Source organism: Leisingera aquaemixtae, from assembly GCF_006740765.1.
Taxonomy (GTDB): Bacteria; Pseudomonadota; Alphaproteobacteria; order Rhodobacterales; family Rhodobacteraceae; genus Leisingera; species Leisingera aquaemixtae.
Genome location: NZ_CP041159.1, coordinates 1,988,070 through 2,009,846, shown reverse-complemented (window position 1 = coordinate 2,009,846; position 21,777 = coordinate 1,988,070). Strand labels below are relative to the sequence as shown.

The 21,777-nt window shown below is 65.5% G+C and carries 22 protein-coding genes and 1 other RNA gene; 16 read left to right on the top strand and 7 right to left on the bottom strand.

Translation table 11 applies throughout. The features are described from left to right. Positions 1 to 91: 91 nt before the first annotated feature. Positions 92 to 784 carry a metal-dependent hydrolase gene (locus tag R2C4_RS11500; RefSeq protein ID WP_141890744.1) on the bottom strand — a complete coding sequence of 231 codons (693 nt, stop codon included), beginning with the start codon at positions 782 to 784 and terminating at the stop codon, positions 92 to 94. A 186-nt stretch (positions 785 to 970) separates the two neighbouring features. Here R2C4_RS11500 and gatC point away from each other — a divergent pair, with 186 nt between their 5' ends. The 7 genes from gatC (at position 971) to R2C4_RS11465 (ending at position 5,813) form a co-directional block, all read left to right on the top strand. Next, positions 971 to 1,258, top strand: a complete 288-nt coding sequence (gene gatC / locus R2C4_RS11495; protein ID WP_008553297.1) for an Asp-tRNA(Asn)/Glu-tRNA(Gln) amidotransferase subunit GatC — start codon at positions 971 to 973, stop codon at positions 1,256 to 1,258. Between the two features lie 5 nt (positions 1,259 to 1,263). Then, positions 1,264 to 2,751 (top strand): Asp-tRNA(Asn)/Glu-tRNA(Gln) amidotransferase subunit GatA, encoded by a 1,488-nt coding sequence (gene gatA, locus R2C4_RS11490; protein ID WP_141890743.1) that lies wholly within the window; start codon positions 1,264 to 1,266, stop codon positions 2,749 to 2,751. A 41-nt stretch (positions 2,752 to 2,792) separates the two neighbouring features. Beyond that, on the top strand, positions 2,793 to 3,560 hold the full coding sequence (locus R2C4_RS11485; protein WP_141890742.1) for an excalibur calcium-binding domain-containing protein: 768 nt from the start codon (positions 2,793 to 2,795) through the stop codon (positions 3,558 to 3,560). After that, positions 3,560 to 4,255, top strand: a complete 696-nt coding sequence (locus R2C4_RS11480) for an N-acetylmuramoyl-L-alanine amidase (protein ID WP_141890741.1) — start codon at positions 3,560 to 3,562, stop codon at positions 4,253 to 4,255. The genes R2C4_RS11485 and R2C4_RS11480 overlap by 1 nt, the downstream gene beginning before the upstream one ends. A 192-nt stretch (positions 4,256 to 4,447) precedes the next feature. Beyond that, an RNA gene (gene rnpB / locus R2C4_RS11475) (RNase P RNA component class A) lies at positions 4,448 to 4,882 on the top strand. A 119-nt stretch (positions 4,883 to 5,001) separates the two neighbouring features. Next, positions 5,002 to 5,169, top strand: coding sequence for a 50S ribosomal protein L33 (rpmG, locus tag R2C4_RS11470; protein ID WP_008554190.1), 168 nt, complete (start codon positions 5,002 to 5,004; stop codon positions 5,167 to 5,169). Between the two features lie 218 nt (positions 5,170 to 5,387). Next, positions 5,388 to 5,813 carry a hypothetical protein gene (locus R2C4_RS11465; protein WP_141890740.1) on the top strand — a complete coding sequence of 142 codons (426 nt, stop codon included), beginning with the start codon at positions 5,388 to 5,390 and terminating at the stop codon, positions 5,811 to 5,813. Positions 5,814 to 5,841: 28 nt separating this feature from the next. On the opposite strand, the gene R2C4_RS11460 is transcribed toward R2C4_RS11465, so the two are convergent. The 3 genes from R2C4_RS11460 to R2C4_RS11450 form a co-directional block, all read right to left on the bottom strand. Beyond that, positions 5,842 to 6,315 (bottom strand): GNAT family N-acetyltransferase, encoded by a 474-nt coding sequence (locus R2C4_RS11460; protein WP_141890739.1) that lies wholly within the window; start codon positions 6,313 to 6,315, stop codon positions 5,842 to 5,844. Between the two features lie 86 nt (positions 6,316 to 6,401). Continuing rightward, positions 6,402 to 7,178 carry a Bax inhibitor-1/YccA family protein gene (locus R2C4_RS11455; RefSeq protein ID WP_141890738.1) on the bottom strand — a complete coding sequence of 259 codons (777 nt, stop codon included), beginning with the start codon at positions 7,176 to 7,178 and terminating at the stop codon, positions 6,402 to 6,404. Positions 7,179 to 7,374: 196 nt separating this feature from the next. After that, on the bottom strand, positions 7,375 to 7,596 hold the full coding sequence (locus R2C4_RS11450) for a DUF1127 domain-containing protein (protein ID WP_141890737.1): 222 nt from the start codon (positions 7,594 to 7,596) through the stop codon (positions 7,375 to 7,377). Between the two features lie 126 nt (positions 7,597 to 7,722). Here R2C4_RS11450 and R2C4_RS11445 point away from each other — a divergent pair, with 126 nt between their 5' ends. Beyond that, on the top strand, positions 7,723 to 8,604 hold the full coding sequence (locus tag R2C4_RS11445) for a LysR family transcriptional regulator (protein ID WP_141890736.1): 882 nt from the start codon (positions 7,723 to 7,725) through the stop codon (positions 8,602 to 8,604). A gap of 247 nt (positions 8,605 to 8,851) precedes the next feature. On the opposite strand, the gene R2C4_RS11440 is transcribed toward R2C4_RS11445, so the two are convergent. Beyond that, positions 8,852 to 9,820, bottom strand: a complete 969-nt coding sequence (locus R2C4_RS11440; protein WP_141890735.1) for an NADPH:quinone oxidoreductase family protein — start codon at positions 9,818 to 9,820, stop codon at positions 8,852 to 8,854. Between the two features lie 352 nt (positions 9,821 to 10,172). Here R2C4_RS11440 and R2C4_RS11435 point away from each other — a divergent pair, with 352 nt between their 5' ends. From R2C4_RS11435 to R2C4_RS11420, 4 genes are all read left to right on the top strand, one after another. Continuing rightward, positions 10,173 to 10,544, top strand: coding sequence for a helix-turn-helix domain-containing protein (locus R2C4_RS11435; protein WP_058285819.1), 372 nt, complete (start codon positions 10,173 to 10,175; stop codon positions 10,542 to 10,544). A gap of 97 nt (positions 10,545 to 10,641) precedes the next feature. Further along, complete coding sequence (gene hisN / locus R2C4_RS11430) at positions 10,642 to 11,433, top strand: histidinol-phosphatase (protein WP_141890734.1); 792 nt, start codon at positions 10,642 to 10,644, stop codon at positions 11,431 to 11,433. A 118-nt stretch (positions 11,434 to 11,551) separates the two neighbouring features. Continuing rightward, entirely contained in the window at positions 11,552 to 12,889 is a 1,338-nt protein-coding gene (locus R2C4_RS11425; RefSeq protein ID WP_141890733.1) for an 8-oxoguanine deaminase, read from the top strand. A 4-nt stretch (positions 12,890 to 12,893) separates the two neighbouring features. After that, the gene (locus tag R2C4_RS11420) at positions 12,894 to 13,334 is read left to right on the top strand and encodes a CAP domain-containing protein (protein WP_141890732.1); all 441 of its coding nucleotides are present in this window, start codon (positions 12,894 to 12,896) and stop codon (positions 13,332 to 13,334) included. 10 nt (positions 13,335 to 13,344) lie between these two features. Here R2C4_RS11420 and guaD read toward each other — a convergent pair whose 3' ends face one another. Further along, a complete protein-coding gene (guaD, locus tag R2C4_RS11415) occupies positions 13,345 to 14,640 on the bottom strand; it encodes a guanine deaminase (protein WP_141890731.1) in 1,296 nt (431 codons plus the stop codon). 146 nt (positions 14,641 to 14,786) lie between these two features. Here guaD and mgtE point away from each other — a divergent pair, with 146 nt between their 5' ends. The 4 genes from mgtE (at position 14,787) to R2C4_RS11395 (ending at position 19,668) form a co-directional block, all read left to right on the top strand. Then, positions 14,787 to 16,175 carry a magnesium transporter gene (gene mgtE, locus R2C4_RS11410; protein ID WP_141890730.1) on the top strand — a complete coding sequence of 463 codons (1,389 nt, stop codon included), beginning with the start codon at positions 14,787 to 14,789 and terminating at the stop codon, positions 16,173 to 16,175. 9 nt (positions 16,176 to 16,184) lie between these two features. Next, positions 16,185 to 16,748: a 5-formyltetrahydrofolate cyclo-ligase gene (locus R2C4_RS11405; RefSeq protein ID WP_141890729.1), complete on the top strand. Its 564-nt coding sequence runs from the start codon at positions 16,185 to 16,187 to the stop codon at positions 16,746 to 16,748. A gap of 115 nt (positions 16,749 to 16,863) precedes the next feature. Then, complete coding sequence (locus R2C4_RS11400) at positions 16,864 to 17,676, top strand: TIGR00282 family metallophosphoesterase (RefSeq protein WP_058285812.1); 813 nt, start codon at positions 16,864 to 16,866, stop codon at positions 17,674 to 17,676. 213 nt (positions 17,677 to 17,889) lie between these two features. After that, entirely contained in the window at positions 17,890 to 19,668 is a 1,779-nt protein-coding gene (locus tag R2C4_RS11395) for an SLC13 family permease (protein WP_058285811.1), read from the top strand. A gap of 290 nt (positions 19,669 to 19,958) precedes the next feature. Here R2C4_RS11395 and R2C4_RS11390 read toward each other — a convergent pair whose 3' ends face one another. Further along, positions 19,959 to 21,734 (bottom strand): SLC13 family permease, encoded by a 1,776-nt coding sequence (locus R2C4_RS11390; RefSeq protein WP_141890728.1) that lies wholly within the window; start codon positions 21,732 to 21,734, stop codon positions 19,959 to 19,961. Between the last annotated feature and the right edge of the window lie 43 nt (positions 21,735 to 21,777).

Sequence of the window (21,777 nt, the reverse complement as noted above, 5' to 3'; positions counted from 1 at the left end):
GGGCCGTCAGGCCCGGCGCCATGCCCAACGGGAGCGGATCTGCCCGGCAGATCCGGCGACGGGCGGGAGACGCCGCGCCAGCCTGCGCGGCTCAGACCTCGATTGCCGTCATCACTTCCGGCTCGATCACCTCCACCCCAGGCAGCCCCTCGATCAGGTCCTTGGCGTCCTGCTCCAGGACCGGGAAGCTCTTGTAGTGGCAGGGAATCACCGTTTTGAAGTTGAAGTACCGCTTGGCCGCATAGGCTGCCTGTTTCATGTCCATGGTGAAATGGCCGCCCGCCGACAGGATGCCTACATCGGGTTTGTAATAATCCCCCATCCACTCCATGTCCGCCATGATCGCGGTGTCGCCGGACAGGTAAACCGTCTTGCCCTCTGCCATCAGCATGTAACCCACTTCCGAGCCGCCGGTGCGCAGTCCGTCCTCGGTGCTGAAAGTGGAACTGTGCGAGGCCGGCACCATCGCCACCTGCACGCCGCCCAGATCCACCGTGCCGCCCTTGTTGAAGCCAGTGGTTTCAACCCCTTCGGTCTCGCCCCACAGTCCCATCAGATCGTATTGCCCGATCACCGGCACCTTCAGCCGTTTGGCCAGCGGCAGCACATCCACCACGTGATCGAAATGCACATGGGTCAGCAGGATATGGGTGGCGCCTGCAATCGCCGCTTCGTGCTGGTCTTCAGGCAGCACCGGGTTGCCGCTCAGCCAGGGGTCCACCAGCAGCACCAGGCCGCCGGTCTCTATGCGGAATGAGCCGTGGCCCAGCCAAATGATCTTCATCGGTTTTCTCCTCGCGTTGTCTTTGGCGGAAGCCTAACAGGCCTGATGCGAAATGGAATTGAAGCCTTCGGAAATTTGACCGCGCCTGCCGCGGCAAGCCCGCGCAACGCAGCGAACACCCCATGCCGGCTTGCAGCGCAGGCGGCGCGGCGGTAAATGCCTACCCAACACCAGATGAGGGTTTCCATGTCGATTGACCAAAGCACTGCCGCCAAGGTGGCCAAACTGGCCCGGATCAAGGTTGAGGACGCAGCACTTCCGGCGCTGGCAGACGAGTTCAACAATATCCTGGGCTTCATCGAGCAGCTGAACGAGGTGGATGTCGAGGGCGTCGAGCCGATGACTTCCGTCACCCCGCAGCGCCTCAAGCGCCGCAAGGACGAAGTCACCGACGGCAATCAGCAGGACAAGATCCTGGCCAATGCGCCGGACGCCCGCGAAGGCTTTTTCGCAGTGCCCAAAGTCGTGGAGTGAGAGACATGAGCGATCTGAACAAACTGGGCCTGGCAGAGGCCCGCGACGCGCTGCGCAAGGGCGACACCACTTCCGTCGAGCTGACCGAGGCCTGCCTCAAAGCAATCGACGCAGCTGATGCGCTCAATGCTTTCGTGCACAAGACCCCCGAGATCGCGATGGAACGTGCCAAGGCTGCGGATGAGCGCATCAAGGCGGGCGAGGCGCCCTCCATGTGCGGCCTGCCGATCGGCATCAAGGATCTGTTCTGCACCAAGGGCGTGCCCTCGCAGGCAGCCTCCAAAATCCTCGAAGGCTTCAAGCCGGAGTATGAATCCACCGTCAGCCAGAAGCTGGCAGACGCGGGCTCCGTCATGCTGGGCAAGCTGAACATGGATGAGTTCGCCATGGGCTCCTCCAACGAAACTTCCGTCTATGGCAATGCCGTCAGCCCCTGGCGCCGCGGCAATGACGACGCCCAGCTGACCCCCGGCGGCTCCTCCGGCGGCTCGGCCTCTGCCGTGGCAGCTGACCTCTGCCTTGCGGCCACTGGCACCGACACCGGCGGCTCGATCCGCCAGCCCGCCGCCTTCACCGGCACCGTCGGCATCAAGCCGACCTACGGCCGCTGCTCGCGCTGGGGCATCGTCGCCTTTGCCTCCTCGCTGGATCAGGCCGGCCCGATGACCAAATCGGTGCGCGACGCGGCGATCATGCTGGAAGCCATGTGCGGCCACGACCCCAAGGATTCGACCTCTGCCGAACTGGCGGTGCCGGATTTCGAGGCGATGCTGACCGGCGACATCCGCGGCAAGAAGATTGGTATCCCCAAGGAATACCGCATGGACGGCATGCCGGGAGAAATCGGGAAGCTGTGGTCCGATGGCGCCGAAATGCTGAAAGCGGCAGGGGCGGAGATCGTCGACATCTCGCTGCCCCACACCAAATACGCGCTGCCCGCCTATTATGTGATCGCCCCGGCCGAGGCGTCCTCGAACCTCGCCCGTTACGATGGCGTCCGCTATGGCCGCCGCGCCACGCTGGAGGCCGGCGACGGCATCACCGAGATGTACGAGAAGACCCGCGCCGAAGGTTTCGGCCATGAGGTGCAGCGCCGCGTGATGGTCGGCACCTACGTGCTGTCGGCTGGCTTCTATGACGCTTACTACAATCGCGCCCGCAAGGTCCGCACCCTGATCAAGAAGGACTTCGAGGACGTCTTTGCCGCCGGTGTCGACGCCATCCTGACCCCGGCCACCCCGTCGGCGGCCTTTGGCCTGGGCGAGATGACCGAGGCGGATCCGGTGCAGATGTACCTGAACGACGTCTTTACCGTCACCGTGAACCTGGCGGGCCTGCCGGGCATTGCGGTGCCGGCAGGGCTCGACAAACAGGGCCTGCCGCTGGGTCTGCAGCTCATCGGCAAGCCCTGGGAAGAGGGCGATCTGCTGAACACTGCCTATGCTCTGGAAAATGCGGCCGGCTTTGTAGCCAAGCCGCAGCAATGGTGGTAATCCTCTGCCTCAGCACTTGAGCAGAGCAGACAGGTAACCCCATGCGCGCATTCGCATCTTACGCCGCCGCAGGCAGCCTTTTGGTTATGGCTGCCTGTTCGCCACAGGTTCCGGACAGTGCCGCGGGCATTGACGGCGATCCCTTCGCGCCGCCGCCCGCCGCGGGCACCACCATCACCGGCGAACCGCTAGTGCCGCCGGCGCGGGTATCGTCAGAACCGGTCCAGCCCGCGGCAGCACCGCGCAGCCCCGGCTCGGCGGCTGCGGCGGGCACGTTCACCACGGCCAGCACCGCTGCCAGCGGCGCGGACATCGCCCGCGAAACCGCGGCAGCGCTGGCCGTCTCCAGCACCGGCTCCGGCGGTGAGCCGCTGCAGGCGAACCCCTCGAACCCGGCACCGCAGCTGGCTGGCGACGGCCGGATTTCGGATGAGAACGACTTTGAGGCGGTCGCTGCCCGGCAGTCGATCGAAAGCGATGCCGCCCGGCTGGAGCGCCAGCGGGCGCAATACCAGCAGGTGCAGCCGGTGGCGGTGCCCGAGCGCACAGAGGACACAGGCCCCAACATCGTGCGCTATGCCCTCGGCACCAGCAATCCCAAGGGCGTGCGGGTCTACAGCCGCACCGGCATCAACCTGAAGGCCCGCAACCAGCGCAACTGCGCTGAGTTTGCCTCCCCCGACCAGGCCCAGGTCGCCTTTCTCGCCACCGGCGGGCCGGAGCGCGACCGCAAGGCGCTGGACCCGGATGGCGACGGCTATGCCTGCGGGTGGGACCCGGCCCCTTACCGGCTGGCTGTCCAGAACTGATGACGGCGGACCCGCGCGGGGCTGATCAGCCGGGCGCCCTCTGGCATCCCAGCCCGAACTTCGGGCCGCGCAGGGACGGACTGAAGCCGTCCCTGATCGTTCTGCACTACACCGCCATGCAGGGCGCGCAGGCCGCGCTTGAGCGGCTCTGCGATCCGGCGGCGGAGGTTTCCGCCCACTATCTGATCGGCGCTGACGGCACCCTGTGGCAGATGGTGGCGGAAGAGCACCGCGCCTGGCACGCCGGCGCCGGCGCGTGGCACGGGCATGCGGACATCAACTCCCGCTCCATCGGCATTGAACTCGACAACCTCGGCACGCACCCGTTCAGCACGCCGCAGATGGCCGCGCTGGAGGAGCTGATGCGCGGCGTGATGCAGCGCTGGAACATCCCGGCGCCAGGGGTGATCGGGCATTCCTGCATGGCGCCGGGGCGCAAGTTCGACCCGGGCCCGCGGTTTGACTGGAACCGCTTGGCGCGGCAGGGCCTGGCAGCCGGGCCGGGCAAGGGCCAGGTGCCGCGCACCCCTTCCTTTGATCAGTTCCGCAGCGCCGCCGCGGCCGCCGGCTTTACTGCGGAGGCGGAGGACGAGGCGCTTCTGGCCGCCGTCCGCCTGCGCTTCCGGCCCTGGGCGCATGGCCCGTTGTCGCCAGCGGATTTCGCCGCTCTTGGGCCGGACGCGCTTAACGCCTGATATGATGCGAGGCTCTGCCTCGCGCTCCGGGATATTTGCGGCCAGAAGAAGTTTGGATCCTTTATTCTTCTGGCCGCAAATATCCTGGGGTGAATTGGCCCCGGCCCAAAGGCGGGGCCAAGAGGGGCAAAGCCCCTCAATCCGCACTATCCGCTTGACGCCGCTCACCGATCTTTCTACGCCTCCAGTCGCGCAGAAGGCTGGACGGCCGCGCGGGGCGCGCAAGCGCCCCACGAGGAAAGTCCGGACTCCATGAAGCAACGGTGCCGGGTAACGCCCGGGCGGGGAAACCCGACGGAAAGCGCCACAGAAAACAAACCGCCCGCCGGACCGGAGGTCCGCCAAAGGAGCATCCGCGCGGGTAAGGGTGAAACGGTGGGGTAAGAGCCCACCGCGCTGCTGGCAACAGCGGCGGCACGGCAAGCCCCACCGGGAGCAATGCCAAATAGGGCCCCCGCGCGGGCAGGTCCCGGGCAACCGGGAAACCGCCGCTAGGTTCGCTTCAGCCGAGAGGGGCCGGGTTGGCAGCTTGAGCGGCGCAGCAATGCGCCGCCTAGATGAATGGCCGTCGAACCCGGGATTACGGTCCCGGGGGGACAGGATCCGGCTTACAGGCCTTCTGCGCATAAATCCCTTGGGGAATGGGGGAGAATCCTATTGACTTGGGGGCTGAGGCGGGTAAAAGCCGGGCTTCAGATAGGAATTTACCGAGAGGCCCCTGCCTTTTCGGACGCAGGAGAAGCACCATGGCGAAGCCGACCACCATCAAGATCCGCCTGAACTCGAGCGCGGGCACCGGCCACTTCTATGTCACCAAGAAGAACGCACGCACCATGACCGAAAAAATGGTTGTGCGGAAGTACGACCCGGTTGTGCGCAAGCACGTCGAGTACAAGGAAGGCAAAATCAAGTAAGCCTTTCCTTCGGGATGATTTCCGGAAACGGGTCGCGCCAGTCGCGGCCCGTTTTCTTTTGCAGAGAGCGGCCCCGGCGGCGCCCGGGGGGATTGCCGTCAATTACCGGTAAATGCGGTTTTGATTGTCCGTATCTGCCGGACGATGCGGCATCTTTCCGCCGCAATTCCGCTCTAGCCTGGACCTTGTGGGTTAATGAGCAAGCGGGTGGATGAGCTGTGAAAACACTACTGATTGCCGCGGCGCTGACAGCGGCCGCGGCGCCGGTTTCAAGTTCCTTTGATGCAGGGGCGGCAGTGCCGCTGCCGCCAGCGGTCACGGCGGTTCACCTGCATGCCGCGCCGGCAGCCCCGGTTGCGGCGGCGGAGCCCGCAGGCAGGGCTGTGGTGGACAGAACCGTGCAGATCCAGGGGCGGGAGCTCTCCTTGAGCCTGGTCCGGTCCGGCAGCGCGGGAATGGCCGTGCTGAGCGTGCCTGAGCACAGTGCGGTGAACAGCCTGCCGGATATCGCCGAAGCGGACTTCCGCGGCCTGGTGGTCAGGGCGTCGGGCTGCCGCCTGGAAGGCGATATCCGCGAAGTGGCGAGCAGCCGCGGGACCATTGCGATTTCCACAGGGCTGGACTGCTCGGGCGCGGAGTCCTGAATTCAGGGCGCTGAGCCTTTGGCGCGCCTCAGGCGCGCCATTCCGCCATGATCAGCACCGGCTCCATTCCCATTCCCTTCATCAGCGCGGCTGAGGCCGTGTTGAAGGGCGCATAGGTGGCCGCGATCACCGTGGCCCCGGCGTCCAGCGCGCGGGCTTTCATCGCTTCCACCAGCGCCTTGCCGACGCCCATCCGCCGCCAGGCCCCGGTGACCGAGATATGATGCAGCATGGCGCGTGTCTCGGCCGGACGGAGGGGCAGGGCAGGGCGGTCCTGCAGCTCATAAATCAGATACCCCAGCAGGGTGCCCTGCGTGCTTTCCGCTGCCAAGGCAAAAATAGTCTCTGCGCCCAGCCAGCCCTGCAGCCACCCGGCCAGGCCATCGCTGCCCGGCGCCGGAATGTGGCGCTCCGGCTGGTAGGCAACGTGCAGCGCGTGCAGATCCTGCAGCAGCGGCACCAGGCGCTCTGCGTCTGCGGCGGGAACCTCAATTATTTTCATGGGATAAACCTTTTTATTGTTGTTGAAAAAAAGAAGGGGCGGATCAATCCGATCCGCCCCTTGCCGTGCCTGAAATTGAGGTGCGCTTATTCGCGGTTGCCAAGCAGATGGAGCAGCATCATGAACATGTTGATGAAGTCCAGATACAGGCTCAGCGCGCCCATGATCGCGGACTTCGCCAGCCACTCCTGGTCGCCCGCGTGGGCCATCTGCAGGTAGTCGTTCTTGATCCGCTGGGTGTCATAGGCGGTGAGGCCCGCAAAGATCAGCACGCCGATCACCGAGATCGCAAAGGCCATTGCCGACGACGCCAGGAAGATGTTGACGATCGACGCCACGATCAGGCCGATCAGGCCCATGATCAGGAAGGCGCCCATGCCGCTGAGGTCCTTCTTGGTGGTGTAGCCCACCAGCGACAGGCCCGCAAAGGCGATGGAGGTGATCAGGAACACCTGCACGATGCTTTCGCCGGTGAAGACCAGAAAGATCGAGCTGATCGACAGGCCCATCACGGTGGCAAAGGCGTAGAACAGCAGCTGCACGCCCGCTGCGGACATGCGGTTGGCCGCGGCGCCGATGCCGAACACAAAGGCCAGCGGCGCAAACATGATCACCCACTTCAGCGGCGAGGCATAAAGCGCATAGCCGACGTTGGTCAGATACTTGTCAGCGCTCAGCTGCGCCACGGCGTTGGCCGGGTCGGTGGTGACAGCCAGCCCGGCGACTGCCCAGGCGGCCAGGAAGGTGATGAACGTGCCTGCCGCCATGGTGGCGTAGACTTTGTTCATGTGGGCGCGCAGGCCCTCATCAATCTGCGCGGCGCGGGCGCCGGCTGCAGACCGGATGGTGTCAAACTGTGCCATTCTCAATGGTCTCCGTAATCTACTCCCTTGCTGCCTGCGCGCGAATTTCGCCGCGGCTGGCAGCTTTCCCGCTAAATATCGGGCGAAGCGCCTTGCGGTTCAAGTATTCCGGACCAAGAAATACATGAAAAAGGCAAGTAAACGGGCCGCTTTTCAGCGGCCCGCCGGAAAAGCCGGGTGCGGGCGGGTTTCCCGCTCAGCGCAGCCAGTGCGAGGGTGCGCTCCAGAACCCGCGGCGGGCTTCGGCATCCGCCTCTGCCCGGGTCACCCCGATGTCCCTGAGCGCCCGCTCGTCCAGCGCGGCAAGTTGATTCCTCTGGCGCCGGACAGTCCACAGCAGGCGCAGGCGGCTGAGCAGCGAGCGGTGCGGCTTTTGGGGGCGGCAGCTGGCGGGGCAGGAGGCTGTTGCATGGGTCATGTCGGCGGGTCCTTCAGTTGCGTTTGTGATGCTTCCCTTGTGGGTGATCAATTCTGTTGATGAATATGGCGCTCTGTGCCATATATTGAAAACGAATGTTTTTGATGAAATGCATCAGGTGTTGTGATGGTAAGGAATCTCGATATCACCACGCTCCGCTCATTTGCGGCGGTGGCGGACCATGGAGGTGTGACCCGGGCGGCGGGTTTTCTGCATTTGACCCAGTCGGCGGTCTCCATGCAGCTGAAGCGGCTGGAGGAGCTGCTGGGGGTGAATCTGCTGGACCGCTCCGGCCGCACCATCGCGCTCACGGCGGAGGGCGAGCAGCTGCTGGGATATGCCCGCCGGATGGTGGCGCTGAATGACGAGGTGATCGGCAGGCTGACGGATCAGGCCTATGAGGGGGAGGTGCTGCTCGGGGTGCCGCATGACGTGGTGCACCCGGTGATCCCGGCGGTTCTGAAGCGGTTCAACCTCAATTATCCGCGGGTGAATGTGAACCTCTGCACCTCCAACACCCGCGATCTCAAGACAGAGTTCGGGCGCGGCGCCTTTGACCTGATCCTGACCACCGAGACCGGTGCGGGCGAGGGCGGCGAGACGATCCACAGCATGCCGCTGCGCTGGGTCGGCGCGCCGGACGGGTCGGTCTGGCGGCAGCGCCCGCTGCGGCTGGGTTTCTGCCGCAACTGCAGTTTCCGTCCGGTGGCCACGGCGGCGCTGGACGAGGCGGGCATCGAATGGGAGATGGCGCTCGACAGCGATTCCGACCGGACGGTGGAGGCGACGGTCAGCGCCGACCTTGCCGTGGGCGTGCTGCTGGAGGGCACTCAGCCCGGCTTTCAGGAGCTGATCGGCCAGAGCTGCGGCCTGCCGGACCTGCCGATGCAGCACATCAACCTCTACGGGGCAGAGCGGGTGCGCGCGCCCTATGTCGAAGAGCTGGCCGAGTTCATCCGTCAGGGCTTCCAGGGGCTGTGGTCGGCACCGATGCGGGCCGCGAGTTAAGTCCCGGCAGCACGGGCCGGGACGTCTGACCGGTTTGCAGGACAAGCACAGGCTTGGGCTGACCGGCAAGGGTTCCCGCGCCCGCGGGGTGCCCTGGCTGCGCCAGCGCACCCTAGCGGCCTTGGGTCAGGCTCAGCGCCAAGGGCGCTGAGCCTGACCCAACGGGAGCGGTGCATGTTCAGATGCACCGGCGACGGGCGGGAGCTGCCCCGGCGCCAGGCGTTCTTCTGTCAGAGGTTTCGTGCTGTCAGCCGCTGGTGCTGGTCGTGATCACGACCTTGCCCGTGGACTTGCGGCTGCGCAGCAGCTCCAGCCCTTCGCCGGCCCGTTCCAGCGGCAATACATGGCTGATGTGAGGCTTGATGCGGCCCTCGCTGTGCCAGGCAAACAGCGTCTCAAAGGAGCGCCGCACCGCCTCGGGGCGGAACTTCATGTAGCCGCCCAGATAAAAGCCGATCACGGTCAGGTTCTTCACCAGCAGATGATTGGCCGGAATCTGCGGCACCTCGCCGCCGGCAAAGCCCACCGGCAGCAACCGCGCGCCGGGATTGGCGGACCGGAAGGCGGCCTTCCACACGTCGCCGCCCACGGCGTCGTAAACCACATCAGCGCCGCCGAGCGCCTTGACCGTGCTGCGCAGGTCTTCACCGGCGTCGATCAGATGATCCGCCCCGGCGGCTGCGGCCACCTCCAGCTTCTCCTGGCCGCGGGCCTGGGCAATTACCGTTGCCCCCATCAGCTTGCCGATCTCCACCGCGGTCAGTCCGACACCGCCCGCAGCGCCTGTCACCAGCAAGGTTTCGCCGGGCTGCAGCCGGGCGCAATGGTCCAGCGCCATGTGGCTGGTGCCATAGGCGATCTGTATCGCAGCGGCCTGCTCAAAACTCATCGCATCGGGGATCCGGATCAGCCGCGCGGCATCAAACACGCCCGCCTCGGCCAGCCCGCCGCAGCCGCCAAACACCGCTACCCGGTCGCCGGCGGCAAATCCTTCGGTGCCTTCCCCAAGCGCCGTCACCACGCCGGCCGCCTCCAGCCCCAGGGTGAAGGGTGGTTCAGGGGTGTCCTGATAGCTGCCCTTCATCATCAGCAGGTCGGCGAAATTCAGGCCGCAGGCCCGCAGCGCAACAGCCGCTTGTCCGGGCGCCGGAGACGGGCATGCGGTTTCCGTCAGGGCCGCCGGTTTGTCAAAGGCGGAAACTTGATAAGCCAGCATAATTTCTCCTCACCTTCTGCGGGAATCGGGGTGATTCGCAGGAGCACACTGCCGGGCCTCCACACCCGGGCACACCTCGCTATTTTTGGGGAGGTACGCGATCGGCAGCCGCTTGGCAATAAAACGTTTAGAAAAATGATACATGAAATCATGCGGTTGAGCTTGCGGACCCCGCCGGGGGCGACGGCAGTCTTGCAATCAAACGCAAGGGTTGTACACTTTTGCGCAGAGGTTGATCTCAGATCGCTCTGATGGGGAACCGTGTTCCGGCAAAGATTTGAAGGCGCCAGAACAGGTTATAGGAATGAAGCGGTCCGGGGTGCAGCCGGATTTTGAGACTTAGGAGAAACGCATGGCTCATCCCGTTGACGTGCATGTGGGAAAGCGCATCCGCCACCGCCGGTGGCTGATCGGCATGACGCAGCAGCAGCTAGCCGAACAAGTCGGCATCAAATTTCAGCAGATTCAGAAGTATGAAACCGGTGCAAACCGTGTCAGCGCATCGCGGCTGTGGGATATTTCCGACGCCCTCGAAGTGCCGGTGAGCTTTTTCTTCGAAGGCCTGCAGGAAGAGGGCAAGGCCGCGGCCGATAAAACCGCTGTGCCGGAGGACCTGATGGGCGACAAGGAAGCGCTCGATCTGGTGCGGTCCTACTACGCAATTCCGGAAAACCAGCGCCGCCGCCTGTTCGAACTGGCGCGGGTGCTGAGCGACGCCGCCTGAAAGCTGGACGGGTCCTGACGGTCCTTGCGGCGCAAAACCGGCCTTGCGGCGGGATTTGCGCTTGCATTGACACCGGCCGGGTGGCACCCGTTCAAGCATGACACAAGCTGCATTTTCCGATCTCGATGTTGCTCACAGGATGGCAGACGCGGCCCGCGCTGCCATCTTGCCGCATTTCCGCACCACCTCTCTCAGCACCGAAAACAAGCTGGCTGGAGGGTTTGATCCCGTCACCGTGGCCGACCGCGCCGCGGAGCAGGCGATGCGCGCCGTGCTGGCAGAGCTGCGCCCCGCGGACGGCATCCTGGGCGAGGAATTCGGCGCTGAGCCCGGCACCTCCGGCCGCACCTGGGTGCTGGATCCGATCGACGGCACCCGCGGCTTTATCAGCGGCACGCCGACCTGGGGCGTTCTGATTGCGCTTGCAGATGAAAACGGCCCGTTCCTGGGCGTGATCGACCAGCCCTACACCGGCGAGCGCTTCTGCGGCGGTCCTGAGACCGCCATGATGACCGGCCCGCTGGGCGAGCGGCCGCTGGAAACCCGCGCCACGGCTGCGCTGGAAGACGCCATCCTGTTCACCACATTCCCTGAGGTCGGCACCGCCGAGGAGCGTGCCGGCTTCGAGCGGGTGTCTGCCCGCGCCAAGCTGACCCGCTACGGCACCGACTGCTATGCCTATGCGCTGGTGGCCGCAGGGCAGGTGGACCTGGTGATCGAAGCCGGTCTCAACGCCTATGACATCCAGGCGCCGATTGCGCTGATCCAGGCGGCGGGCGGCATCGTCACCGACTGGCAGGGCAACCCGGCCCATCAGGGCGGGCGGGCGCTGGCGGCGGCCAATGCCCGTATTCACGCCGCCGCGCTGGAGCTTCTGCGCCAGGCCTGACGGGCTTGAAACCGGCGGAGCCTGCCTGTAGTCTGCGCGGCAGGCCGGTTCTTCGCCCGTTTTCCATCGGCCAATCGCACATTCCACTGAAGCGGGCTGCCAAAAGGAGTGTGTGAAGATGGCAGAAATCCTGATTCAAAATGCCGGTACCGTCCTGACGATGGATGATGCGCGGCGCGTATTGCACGATGCGGATGTGCTGATCCGCGGCGGCGAAATCGCTGCGGTGGGGCAGGGGCTTCAGACCAGCGGCGAGACTGTCTCCGGCCGCGGCTGCGTGGTGACGCCTGGTCTGGTCAACACCCATCACCACCTGTACCAGAACCTGACCCGCGCTGTGCCGGGCGCGCAGGACGCGCTGCTGTTCGGCTGGCTGCAGCGGCTCTATCCGGTCTGGGCGCGCTTCACCCCGGACGAGATGTTTGTGTCCGCCCAGCTGGGCCTTGCCGAACTGGCGCTGTCGGGCTGCACGCTCAGCGCAGACCACCTGTACCTCTATCCCAACGGCGCGCGGCTGGAGGACACCATTCACGCGGCCCGCAGCATCGGCCTGCGGTTCCACCCGACCCGCGGCGCCATGAGCATCGGCGAAAGCGACGGCGGCCTGCCGCCGGACAGCCTGGTCGAGGATGAGCGCGCCATCCTGGACGACATGATCCGGGTGGTGGATGCCTTCCATGATCCCTCCGAAGGCTCCATGTGCCGGGTTGGCCTGGCGCCGTGCTCGCCGTTTTCGGTCAGCCGCGAGCTGATGCGCGATACCGCGCTGCTGGCCCGCGACAAAGGCGTGATGCTGCACACCCACCTGGCGGAGAACGACGAGGACATCGCCTACTCCCAGGCGCAATTCGGCTGCCGTCCCGGCCAATATGCCGAAGAACTGGGCTGGACCGGCGATGACGTCTGGCACGCGCACTGCGTTAAGCTTGATGTGCAAGAGATTGATCTTTTTGCCAGAACCCGCACCGGGGTTGCCCATTGCCCATGTTCCAACTGCCGCCTCGGCAGCGGCATCGCGCCGGTGCGCGCGATGCGCGACGCCGGGGTGCCGGTGGGGCTGGGGGTCGACGGCTCCGCCAGCAACGACATGGCCAGCCTCAGCGCCGAGGCGCGGCAGGCCATGCTGCTGCAAAGGGTCGCCTATGGCGCGGACGCGATGAGCGCCTATGAAGCGCTGGAGATCGCCACCCGTGGCGGCGCGGATGTTCTGGGCCGCCCGGACTGCGGCCGTCTGGAACCGGGCAAACGCGCCGATATCGCCATCTGGGACACCACCGGCGTTGCCTCCAGCGGCAGCTGGGACGCCGCCGCCCTGCTGCTGGCCGGCCTAACCCGGGTCAAGCACCTGTTTGTCGAGGGCAGGCAGGTCATCCGCGGCGGCGAGCTGACCACGGTGGATCTGCCCCGGCTGCTGGAGCGCCACCGCGGGCTGGCGCAGCGGCTGATGGAGGGGTGACGCCATGAAGAAACGGCGGCTTGCCGCAGCCTTCCTCCTCCTGTGGGCCGTGCAGGCCCAGGCGGAAGATGTGGACCGGTCCGCCGCCTTGGCCGGCGTCAACAGCTTGCGCGCAGGCTCCGGCCTGCCGCCGCTGGCCTATTCCGCCAGGCTGGAACAGGCCGCGCACGCCCATGCCGGGGACATGGCGCGCAAAGGGTTCTTCTCTCACACCGGCAGCAGCGGCAGCACTCTTGGCACCCGTCTGACAGGTGCCGGGTACGGCTGGTGTGCGGCGGCCGAGAATATTGCCAAGGGCCAGCCCGGCCTGGCGGAGGTGATGGCCAGCTGGCAGGCCTCCCGCGGCCACCGCAGAAACATGCTCAGCCGCGAAGTGACCGAATTCGCCATCGCCCGCGGCGCTGGCAATATCTGGGTGATGGTGCTGGCGCGCCCGGGCTGCTGAGGCGGCGCATTTATCCGCCCGTTACCCGCCTGCCGCCGATCCAGACTTCTGCAATCGCCCGGTCGTCACCCATCATGATGGTCGGAAACACCGCCTCCCACAGATCCTCTGCCCGTTCCGCCCGCTGGGCAATGGCCGGGGTGGAAGCGAGGTCCAGCACCACCAGATCCGCCTCCATGCCTGCTGCGATATTGCCGATCTTGCCGTCCATCCGCAGCGCCGCGGCCGATCCCTTGGTGGCCAGCCACAACAGCTGCGCCGCATGCAGCGGCGTGCCGCGCAATTGGCCGATCTCATAGGCCGCGGCCATGGTGCGCAGCATCGAAAAGCTCGACCCGCCGCCGGTGTCGGTGGCAAGGCCGATCCGCTGCCCCTCGGCCATCAGCCCGGCCATGTCGAACAACCCGGATCCGATGAAGGTGTTCGAGGTCGGACAATGGATCAGCGCGGCGCCATACTCGCGCAGGCGGTGCCGCTCGCGCTCCTCCAGGTGGATGGCGTGGCCGTACAATCCCTTGGCGCCCAGCAGGCCGAATTCCTCATAGGTGTCCAGATAATCCCGCGCCTGCGGGAACAGTTCGCGGACCCAGGCGATCTCATCGGTCTGCTCGCTCAGATGCGTCTGCATCAGGCATTCCGGATGCTTGGCCCACAGCGCCCCGATTGCCTCCAGTTGCTCTGGCGTTGAGGTGGGGGAGAACCGCGGCGTGATGGCGTATTCCAACCGGTCCACCCTGTGCCAGCGTTCGATCAAAGCCTCCGAGTCGTCATAGGCCGACTGCGCGGTGTCCCGCAGCCCCTCCGGTGCGTTGCGGTCCATGCAGGTCTTGCCCGCGACCACCCGCTGCCCGCGCGCCTGCGCCGCGGCAAAGAACGCATCCGCGCTTTCGGGATGGATGGTGCAGTAGCTGCAGACCGTGGTGGTGCCATGCGCCGCGGTCAAATCCAGGTAGCGCCCCGCGATTTCATCAGCATAGCCGCGGTTGCTGAACCGCATCTCTTCCGGAAAGGTATAGCTGTTCAGCCAGTCGATCAGCCGCTTGCCCCAGCTGGCGATGATCGCGGTCTGCGGGTAATGCACATGGGCATCGACAAAGCCGGCCAGGATCAGGCTTTGCCCGTGTTCGCGGACCTCAGCCTCCGGCAGCAGCGCCTGCATTTCGGCCAGCGTGCCGGCGCCTGCAATCAGCCCGTCCCGCACCGCCACCGCCTCCTGCAGACGGGCCGCGTCTTCCGGCTGCCCGCCGCCAAAGGGGGAGCCGGAGAAGGACAGAACTTGCCCCTTCAGGATGAAACCGGTGGCCATTTCTCCAACCCTTTCCTTGCAAATTCGGACCATGCAGGATACCCGCCGCATCAGCTTCGGACAGATTATGCCAATGTCATTGTTTTCCGGTAGCGGCTTCTTCTATTTTGCAGGCAAATACTCACAAAATAACCCGGGGGCATCACATGAGCAGCGGCGACAACATCAGCGGCGACGTGTCTCAGGACGACGCCTACCACCTCGACCGCAAGCTGGTGGCCCAGGTTCTGGAGGCGGTGGAGCAGGGCGACCAGCAGACCCTGACCGGCCTGCTGGAAGATCTGCACGCGGCTGACATCGCCGACCTTTTGGAGCAGATCGAGTCTGCTGAGCGCACCCGGCTCATCCACCTCTACGACCGCGAGTTCGACGGCGAAATCCTCTCGGAACTGGATGAAAGCATCCGTGAGGAAGTGATCTCCATCCTCAACCCCGCGGTTCTGGCCGAGGCGGTGCGGGAGCTGGAAAGCGACGACGTGGTCGACCTCCTGGAAGACCTGGGAGAGCCGCAGCAGGAAGCCATCCTGGAGGTGCTGGAGGATGCCGACCGGGTCGCGGTCGAGCAATCGCTGAGCTATCCGGAAAGCTCCGCCGGGCGCCTGATGCAGCGCGAGGTGGTGATGGCTCCGGAACACTGGAACGTCGGCCAGGCCATTGATTACATGCGCGCATCCGACGATCTGCCGGAACAGTTCTATCACGTGGTGGTGGTCGATCCGCGCGCCCATCCGGTCGGCAATGTCACCCTTGGGCGGATCATGGCCTCCAAGCGCGAGGTGCCGCTGACCCATCTGATGGAAGACACCTTTCAGGTCATTCCGGCGGATCAGGATGAGGAAGACGTGGCCTATGCCTTCAACCAGTACCACCTGATTTCCGCGCCGGTGGTCGATGACGAGGGCCGCCTGGTCGGGGTGATCACCATCGACGACGCGATGATCGTGCTGGACGAAGAGCACGAGGAGGACATCCTGCGCCTGGCCGGTGTGGGCGAGGAAAGCTCGCTGGCAGACCGGGTGATCGAGACCACCAAGCGCCGCTTCCCCTGGCTGGCGGTCAACCTGGTGACGGCGGTGCTGGCCTCGCTGGTCATCGCCCAGTTCGAAGCCGCGATTGCCCAGATCGTGGCACTGGCCGTGCTGATGCCGATTGTCGCCTCCATGGGCGGCAATGCCGGCACCCAGTCGCTGACGGTGGCGGTGCGCGCCATTGCCACCCGCGACCTGACCGGCTCCAACGTCTGGCGGGTGATCCGGCGGGAGGTGCTGGTGGGGCTGGTCAACGGGGTGATCTTTGCCATCGTCATGGGGCTGGTGGGGCTGGCCTGGTTCGGCTCTCCGATGCTGGGTGTGGTGATTGCCGTCGCTATGGTGGTCAATCTGGTCGTGGCGGGGCTGGCGGGAACGGTGATCCCGGTTCTATTGGAGAAAGCCGGAGTTGACCCCGCGCTTGCCTCCGGCGCCTTTGTGACCACGGTGACCGATGTGGTCGGCTTCTTTGCCTTCCTCGGCCTGGCCGCCGCCGTACTGCTGTAGGAGACCGCCATGACGGATCTGACTGAAATCAAGGCCGCCGCCCGCAAAGCCGCCTTTGCCCGCCGCAAGGGGGCGTTCGACCGCAACATCCCCGGCGCCGCAGGCCGCCTGTCAGAGGTGCTGGCCGGCTACCGCGGTGTGCCGCTGTCGGGCTACATGCCGATCCGTACAGAGATTGATCCCGTGCCCGCGATGGCCGAGGCGGCGGCGCACGGCCCCGTCGGCGTGCCGGTGATCCTGGGGGCGGGTCAGCCGCTGAAGTTCAGCCGCTGGCAGCCCGAAGGCCCGCTGCGCGAAGGCCCCTTTGGCGCCATGGTGCCGGAAGTGGACGACTTCTTCGAACCGGAAATCCTGATTGTGCCGCTGGTTGCCTTTGATGCCAACGGCGGGCGGCTTGGCTATGGCGGCGGCTTTTACGACCGCACGCTGGAACTGCTGCGCAGCAAGCGCGCCACGCTGGCGATCGGGTTCGCCTTTGACGCGCAAGAGGCCGAAGACCTGCCGCTGGAACCCACCGACCAGCCGCTCGACATGATCGTCACCGAAAGCCGCATCCTGCAGTTTTCACGCTGACGCCGCCCTGGGCGGCCAGTATTTTTGTGAAAAATCCTGGCAAAACGTTTCAGAAAAGTTTTGCGCGCCTGCGGCGGGACTTGTCCTGCCGGGCGCATCCGCGTACCACGCCGTAATGCGAATTCTGTTTTTAGGCGATGTGATGGGCCGCGCCGGGCGCCGTGCCATCACCGAAAATCTGCGGCGGCTGCGGCAGGACTGGCGGCTCGATTTTGTCGTGGTGAACGGCGAGAACGCCTCCAACGGCATGGGGCTGAGCGGCGAGCACGCCAAGCTGCTGCTGGACGCAGGCGTCGACTGCCTGACCTTGGGCGATCATGCCTTCGACCAGAAGGACATGCTGCAGTACATCGAGAAAGAGCCGCGCATCATCCGGCCCTTGAACTTTGCCAAGGGTGCCCCCGGCCGCGGCTACCGCCTGTTCAACGCGCCGGGCGGGCGCAAGGTGCTGGTGGTGCAGGCGCTGGGCCAGGTGTTCATGAAACGCGCCTTTGACGACCCCTTCGGCGCGGTGGAGGCGGTGCTGAAGGCGCATCCGCGCGGCGGGCTGGCGCAGGCGGTGATCGTCGACATGCATTGCGAGGCCACCTCCGAGAAGATGGCAATGGGCCATTTCTGCAACGGCCGCGCCTCGCTGGTTGCAGGCACCCACACCCATGTGCCGACCGCGGATGCGCAGATCCTGTCCGAAGGCACCGGCTATCTGACCGATGCGGGCATGTGCGGCGATTACAATTCGGTCATCGGCATGGATAAGGCCGAACCGATGCGCCGCTTCCTGACCGGTATGCCGAAGACGCGCTTTTCCCCCGCAGACGGAGAAGCCACCCTGTCCGGCGTCTTTGTCGAGACCGACGACCGCACTGGCGCCGCCAAACAGATTCGCATGGTGCGCAACGGCGGACTGCTGCAGGAATCGGCTCTCTGAGCGGCAGCCGCTGGCTGCCGCCGGCAGGCTGAGGCGGGAAGCCCGGCCGGAATTGCCGGGAATTGCTGCGGATTCTCCCGAATGGCACCGGGCGCGCCTGAGCAGGTGCGGAATTTCTTGCTCCGCCAAAGGGTTTCAGGGAAACTGCGCGATGGCAGAGCGCTGTCCCGCGCGCTAAACCCGCCTTAAACAATATGGGCATAGTCACGGCACATGCAGTTTTTCCAATTTGGTGACACCGGCAGCCCCTTCCTGGCGCTTGCGATTGTCCTGGCCATGTTTGTGGCGTTCCTGCGGGAGACCTACCCGACCGAGGTGGTGGCGCTGACCGGCGTGGCTGCCATGCTGGCCACCGGCGTCCTGCCTTACGGCGAGGCGCTGCCGGTGCTGGCCAACCCGGCGCCCTGGACCATCGCAGCGATGTTTATCATCATGGGCGCGCTGGTGCGCACTGGCGCGCTGGATGCCTTCACTCAGATCGCCAAGAAACAGGCGGAGGTCAATCCAAGGCTCGCCGTGGCGCTGCTGATGGCGTTTGTGGTGTCCGCCTCGGCTGTGGTCTCCAACACGCCGGTGGTTGTGGTGATGATTCCGGTGTTCATCCAGATCTCCCGGATCTTGAACGTTTCGGCCTCCAAGATGCTGATTCCGCTCAGCTATGCGGCAATCCTGGGCGGCACGCTGACGCTGATCGGCACCTCGACCAACCTGCTGGTGGATGGTGTCGCGCGGGCGCAGGGGCTGGCCCCCTTCACCATTTTCGAAGTCACCCCGCTGGGCCTGATCCTGATCGCCTACGGCATGGTTTACCTGCGCTTCATCGCGCCGCGGCTGCTGCCGGAACGCGACAGCATGGCGGCCATGCTGAGCGACAAGTCGAGGATGAAGTTCTTCACTGAGGCGGTGATCCCGCCGGAAAGCAACCTGATCGGCCGCGAAGTCACCGGCGTGCAGCTGTTCAAGCGCCCGGGCGTGCGGCTGATCGACGTGATCCGCGGCGACGAGTCCCTGCGCCGTAACCTCGAAGGGGTTGAGCTGCAAGTCGGCGACCGGGTTGTCTTGCGCACGCGGATGACCGAGCTTCTGAGCCTGCAAACCAACAAGGAACTGAAGCGGGTCGACCAGGTTTCCGCGGTGGAAACCCAGACTGTCGAAGTGCTAATCACCCCGGGCTGCCGCATGGTGGGCCGCTCGCTCGGCGCCCTGCGCCTGCGCCGCCGTTACGGCGTCTACACGCTGGCGGTGCACCGGCGGAACCAGAACATCGGCGTGCAGCTCGACGATCTGGTGGTGCGGATCGGCGACACCCTGCTGCTGGAGGGCGCGCCCGCCGACATCCAGCGTCTGGCCGCCGACATGGACCTGGCGGATGTCTCGCAGCCGACCCAGCGCGCCTACCGCCGCAGTCACGCGCCGATTGCGGTTGCCGCGCTTTTGGGCATCGTGGTGCTGGCCGCCTTTGGCGTGGCGCCGATCCTGATGCTGTCGGTGCTGATGGTGTCGCTGGTCTTTATCACCCGCTGCATCGACGCGGATGAGGCGTTTTCCTTTGTCGACGGGCGGCTCTTGGCGCTGGTCTTCTCGATGCTGGCGATTGGCGCGGCGCTGGAAAGCTCCGGTGCGGTTGCCCTGATCGTCAACGCCATCGCGCCGGCCCTGTCGATGCTGCCGCCGTTCCTGCTGGTCTGGGCGGTCTACCTGCTGACGTCGGTCTTGACTGAGCTGGTGTCCAACAATGCGGTGGCGGTGGTGGTGACCCCGATTGCCATCGGTCTCGCCCAGGCGATGGGGGTCGACCCGCGGCCGCTGGTGGTGGCGGTGATGGTGGCGGCCTCGGCCTCCTTTGCCACCCCGATCGGCTATCAGACCAACACGCTGGTTTACGGCCCTGGCGGCTATAAGTTCACCGATTTCCTGCGTGTCGGCATCCCGCTGAACCTGACCGTCGGTATGCTGGCGTCGCTGATCATTCCGTTCATCTGGCCGCTCTGACCACCGGAGAGTGAGCCGGACGCGGCGGACAGCCGCCGGGCGGGCAAGTCTTTACGGGAAATTAGCAGTGCGGGCCCCATATAGAACAGGGTGAGTGTTCATAGGGGGTATCATGGAGACGCGGAGAATTTTCTTGTTTGTTGTGCTTGCTGGTTCGACGGTCATCGCGCTGGTGTCGCAGGCTTGGGCGTCCGATGCGGGACAGGCGGTGGTGGCTGCGGTGCAGGCGGCAAAATTCTTGTGAAGAATTTTATAGCAGAACTTTTGTGTAAAAGTTCTGCGCCGCCCCGTCACAACGGCCAGAACACCAGAATGGCCGGGATCGACACGGCGATGACCAGCACCTCAAGCGGCAGGCCCATGCGCCAGTAATCGCCAAAGCGGTAGCCGCCTGGCCCCAGCACCAGCGTGTTGTTCTTGTGCCCGATAGGCGTCAGGAAGGCCGCGGAGGCCGCCACCGCAACCGCCATCAGGAACGGATCGGGCGAGACCCCCAGGGTGTCCGCCATCTGGATGCCCACAGGGGCCGCGACAATTGCCGTGGCGGTGTTGTTCAGCACATCCGACAGCGTCATCGTGACCACCATCAGCACCGTCAGCACCGCCCAGGCCGGCAGGCCTTCTGTCAGCGTGGTCAGCGCTCCGGCAATCAGCGCGGTGCCGCCCGAGGAATCCAGCGCCGCCCCCAGCGGGATCATCGAGCCGAGGAGCACCACCACCGGCCACTCCACATGGTCATAGATCTCCGCCACCGGCAGGATCTTCAGCAGCACGTAGCCCACCGCAACCAGCCCCAGAGCGACCGGCAGATAAAGCAGCCCCACAGAGGCCGCCAGCACTGCGGCGGCAAACAGCCCGATGGCGGCCCAGGTCTTGTCATTGGACGTCACCGCCAGGCCGCGGGCGGCCAGCGGCAGGCAGCCCAGCCAGTCGGCGACATCGGCGCTGTGCCCGCGCGGGCACAGCAGCAGCAGGATATCCCCCGCCTCGATCTTGGTCTGACGGATATGGTGGGTGATCCGGCGGCCTTGCCGGGAAATGCCCAGCAGCACCGCGCTTTGCCGCCAGGACAGGCCGATGGCCTGGGCGCTGCGGCCGCGGATGCGTGCGGTCTCGGGCACCACCAGCTCCAGCAGCTCCAGCCCTTCGCCCGCTGCAGTCAGCTTTTCCTGCCGCGCGGCATCGGCAAAATCCAGCTTCAGCGCGCTGCGGAATTCATCCAGCGCTTCCGGCTCGGCCTCGATCACCAGCGCGTCGCCCTCCCGCAGAATGGCCGCGACAGAACGCCCGTAGCGCCGCTTGCCATCGCGGATCAGCCCGAGAATGGCGACATCGGCCTTCTCGGCCTCTTCATCCAGCTCTCCCAGGCGCTTGCCGATGAGACCGGACTCTTCGCCCACCGTCAGCTCTGCGATATAGGGCGCCAGCTGCGCCTCCGAGGCGCCGGCGGCATTTTCCCGCGCCGGGATCAGCCGCCAGCCGATCAGCGCCACAAACGCCAGCCCTGCCAGCGCCGCGGCACCGCCCACCGGGGCAAAATCGAACATCCGGAACGGCTCGCCCAGCGTTTCCTCGCGGATCGCCGAAATGATGATGTTGGGCGGCGTGCCGATCAGCGTGACCATGCCGCCCAGGATGGTGGCAAAGGACAGGGGCATCAGGCTCAGCCCCGGCGCGCGGCCTGCCTTGCGGGCAGTCTGGATGTCCACCGGCATCAACAGCGCCAGCGCCGCCACATTGTTCATAAAGGCCGACAGCACCGCGCCCACGCCGCCCATCAGCGCAATATGGGCGCCCAGGCCGCGGGCGGAATCCACCAGCGTCCGGGTGATCAGGAACACCGCGCCGGAGCGCACCAGCCCGGCAGAGACGATCAGCACCAGCGCCACCACCAGCGTTGCCGGATGCCCGAAACCGGAAAACGCTTCGCCCGCGGGCACCACCCCCAGCACCACGCCCGCCAGCAGCGCCGCAAAGGCCACCAGGTCGTAGCGCCAGCGCCCCCACAGAAGCAGGCCGAAAACGGCGGCAAAAAGGGCAAATAAAACGGCTTGATCGAATGTCATACCGCCACCTTAGCCATCCAAAACAAGGGAACAAGAGCGAAGC

What these genes read in the sequence shown, in the direction of transcription:
- R2C4_RS11500 (WP_141890744.1), bottom strand. Translation starts at nt 784, where the DNA reads ATGAAGATCATTTGGCTGGGCCACGGCTCATTCCGCATAGAGACCGGC.
- gatC (WP_008553297.1), top strand. Translation starts at nt 971, where the DNA reads ATGTCGATTGACCAAAGCACTGCCGCCAAGGTGGCCAAACTGGCCCGG.
- gatA (WP_141890743.1), top strand. Translation starts at nt 1,264, where the DNA reads ATGAGCGATCTGAACAAACTGGGCCTGGCAGAGGCCCGCGACGCGCTG.
- R2C4_RS11485 (WP_141890742.1), top strand. Translation starts at nt 2,793, where the DNA reads ATGCGCGCATTCGCATCTTACGCCGCCGCAGGCAGCCTTTTGGTTATG.
- R2C4_RS11480 (WP_141890741.1), top strand. Translation starts at nt 3,560, where the DNA reads ATGACGGCGGACCCGCGCGGGGCTGATCAGCCGGGCGCCCTCTGGCAT.
- rpmG (WP_008554190.1), top strand. Translation starts at nt 5,002, where the DNA reads ATGGCGAAGCCGACCACCATCAAGATCCGCCTGAACTCGAGCGCGGGC.
- R2C4_RS11460 (WP_141890739.1), bottom strand. Translation starts at nt 6,315, where the DNA reads ATGAAAATAATTGAGGTTCCCGCCGCAGACGCAGAGCGCCTGGTGCCG.
- R2C4_RS11455 (WP_141890738.1), bottom strand. Translation starts at nt 7,178, where the DNA reads ATGGCACAGTTTGACACCATCCGGTCTGCAGCCGGCGCCCGCGCCGCG.
- R2C4_RS11450 (WP_141890737.1), bottom strand. Translation starts at nt 7,596, where the DNA reads ATGACCCATGCAACAGCCTCCTGCCCCGCCAGCTGCCGCCCCCAAAAG.
- R2C4_RS11445 (WP_141890736.1), top strand. Translation starts at nt 7,723, where the DNA reads ATGGTAAGGAATCTCGATATCACCACGCTCCGCTCATTTGCGGCGGTG.
- R2C4_RS11440 (WP_141890735.1), bottom strand. Translation starts at nt 9,820, where the DNA reads ATGCTGGCTTATCAAGTTTCCGCCTTTGACAAACCGGCGGCCCTGACG.
- R2C4_RS11435 (WP_058285819.1), top strand. Translation starts at nt 10,173, where the DNA reads ATGGCTCATCCCGTTGACGTGCATGTGGGAAAGCGCATCCGCCACCGC.
- hisN (WP_141890734.1), top strand. Translation starts at nt 10,642, where the DNA reads ATGACACAAGCTGCATTTTCCGATCTCGATGTTGCTCACAGGATGGCA.
- R2C4_RS11425 (WP_141890733.1), top strand. Translation starts at nt 11,552, where the DNA reads ATGGCAGAAATCCTGATTCAAAATGCCGGTACCGTCCTGACGATGGAT.
- R2C4_RS11420 (WP_141890732.1), top strand. Translation starts at nt 12,894, where the DNA reads ATGAAGAAACGGCGGCTTGCCGCAGCCTTCCTCCTCCTGTGGGCCGTG.
- guaD (WP_141890731.1), bottom strand. Translation starts at nt 14,640, where the DNA reads ATGGCCACCGGTTTCATCCTGAAGGGGCAAGTTCTGTCCTTCTCCGGC.
- mgtE (WP_141890730.1), top strand. Translation starts at nt 14,787, where the DNA reads ATGAGCAGCGGCGACAACATCAGCGGCGACGTGTCTCAGGACGACGCC.
- R2C4_RS11405 (WP_141890729.1), top strand. Translation starts at nt 16,185, where the DNA reads ATGACGGATCTGACTGAAATCAAGGCCGCCGCCCGCAAAGCCGCCTTT.
- R2C4_RS11400 (WP_058285812.1), top strand. Translation starts at nt 16,864, where the DNA reads ATGCGAATTCTGTTTTTAGGCGATGTGATGGGCCGCGCCGGGCGCCGT.
- R2C4_RS11395 (WP_058285811.1), top strand. Translation starts at nt 17,890, where the DNA reads ATGCAGTTTTTCCAATTTGGTGACACCGGCAGCCCCTTCCTGGCGCTT.
- R2C4_RS11390 (WP_141890728.1), bottom strand. Translation starts at nt 21,734, where the DNA reads ATGACATTCGATCAAGCCGTTTTATTTGCCCTTTTTGCCGCCGTTTTC.